Annotated in this window: 1 protein-coding gene; it reads left to right on the plus strand. The window is 50.8% G+C overall.

From position 1 onward, the window contains the following. Nucleotides 1-1,729, plus strand: a 1,729-nt coding sequence (locus tag AXK11_RS09250) for a hypothetical protein (protein WP_156469158.1), incomplete at its 5' end; no start/stop codon positions are given. Between the last annotated feature and the right edge of the window lie 49 nt (nt 1,730-1,778).

The raw sequence follows: 1,778 nt of genomic DNA on the forward strand, positions 1-1,778 counted from the left end.
GGTGATTATCGCCGGATTTTTGTTTTTAGGTGGGGCTTTGGCGACGCGAAGCCAGGCACAGATCGTTATTTATATACCGAATGGGGTTACACAGACTTATAGTGCGATCCCCAACGAAAATCATATATTCGTCTCTGATGGTACGGGGACAGTGAGATTTACCGGAAATAGTGGAGGGTTTAATAAGTCTCTTGTTTTCGACGGGGCTTCTGTAATAATATTAGCTGATGCATCTTTCTCTAATATTGGAGAGATAAGGTTGAATACATCTAGGCTTTTTGTCCCTAAAGGGGATTTTAATCAAATTAATGATGACGTGTCTATTTATTTAGATTCAGGAGTGGTGGATTTTAATTATGGCTTTACTTCTCCGAGTTCTGTTAAGAGGGTTGGTAGTGTGATCCTCGCTGGCGGGGATAATGGAGTGGGCTTAAATCCTCCAAGTTTTGTAGCCGATTTGCCCAGGAAAGATCATGCTCTTATAGCCAATGAGTTGATCAGGCAGAGTCCACAAGCCACATTTGACGTATCCGTATATGTGCAGAGGGCTGGCTGGAGCGGGGACGGTCCTATAGCTTTTACGTCAGCCCTTGCTTTTATGACCGCTCCAGAAATGATTAATGGGATAATGCCCTATTCCGTTCATAACGGCAGTAAGTACCTGTCTGGTGATCGCTATTTCTCTACAGCCGTATTAAAAAGCGGGCACTGGTACATCGAGCCAGCAGGTTATAGTATCGCTGGTCAGAGCTCTTGGGGCTCTTCAGTACTAAATATCTCCCTCGACCAGAATAGCCAGACCCTTAGTGCCAACCGGATGCTTAACTCGCTGCGAATTCAAGAGTCTCACTCTGTCAATCTTGCCGGATATACGCTCTCGATTAATAGTGGTGCCATTCTTACGGTAGCGAATGCTGTAATTTTACCTACCAATTCTAATTCACTTCTGGGAGGAACTATCACAACAGGGGGGGGGCGCTACTTTTTTCATGTCTATAGTGATCGATTGACAGTTAGCTCTGTTATATCTGGCTCAGGTAAGGAGCTTATAAAATCTGGTTTCGGGGCTCTCCGTTTTAACGGGGCGCAGCCTAATTCTTATACCGGGGACACTTATGTGCACAGTGGAGTGCTAGAGCTGAATAAGTCGCCAAAAGCAAACTCGGTACGCAATGTGATAGTGCGAGGCAATTTCGCGGAGAGTTCAGGTGGCGTCAATCTCAAGAATGCAGAGTTGAGAATCATGCAAAGTCACCAAATCGCCGATTCGGCGACGGTGACACTGGACCGTGGGGCCGTCTTCGCATTTGCTGGTGAGGGCGGAGTAGGGTTGACGGAGAAGATCCATACGCTTCAAGTGGAGCGGCGGGCCGTGATCAACTTTGCGGGTGGGACGCTTGCGCGGGCCAATGTTCTGGAGACCACGCAAGTATTACTGCCGACTGCGGACGATACGCTGTTTATCCGCAACTGGATCGAGTTTTCCGACTACTTCCTCGTAAGCCGCGCCTTCGCGCCCAACTCGGCGGCGCTCTCCCGAATCTGGTTCGAGGGCTGGGACCCGGGCGCCAAGCTGCGCGACTACAATACCAGTCACTGGGAAATCGTACCCTTCGCCGCCCCCGAGCCCGCCACCTACGGCGCCCTCCTCGGCACACTGGGCATCGCGGTCATCGTGTGGGGCAAGCGGCAGAATGGACGGCGCACCAGCGAGTGCGCCGCCAAATGAATCGGTCGAAGACCGCACTACGCGTGCAGCGGTGGCGGGGCGCCACGTG

Source organism: Cephaloticoccus primus (genome assembly GCF_001580015.1).
Classification (GTDB): Bacteria; Verrucomicrobiota; Verrucomicrobiia; order Opitutales; family Opitutaceae; genus Cephaloticoccus; species Cephaloticoccus primus.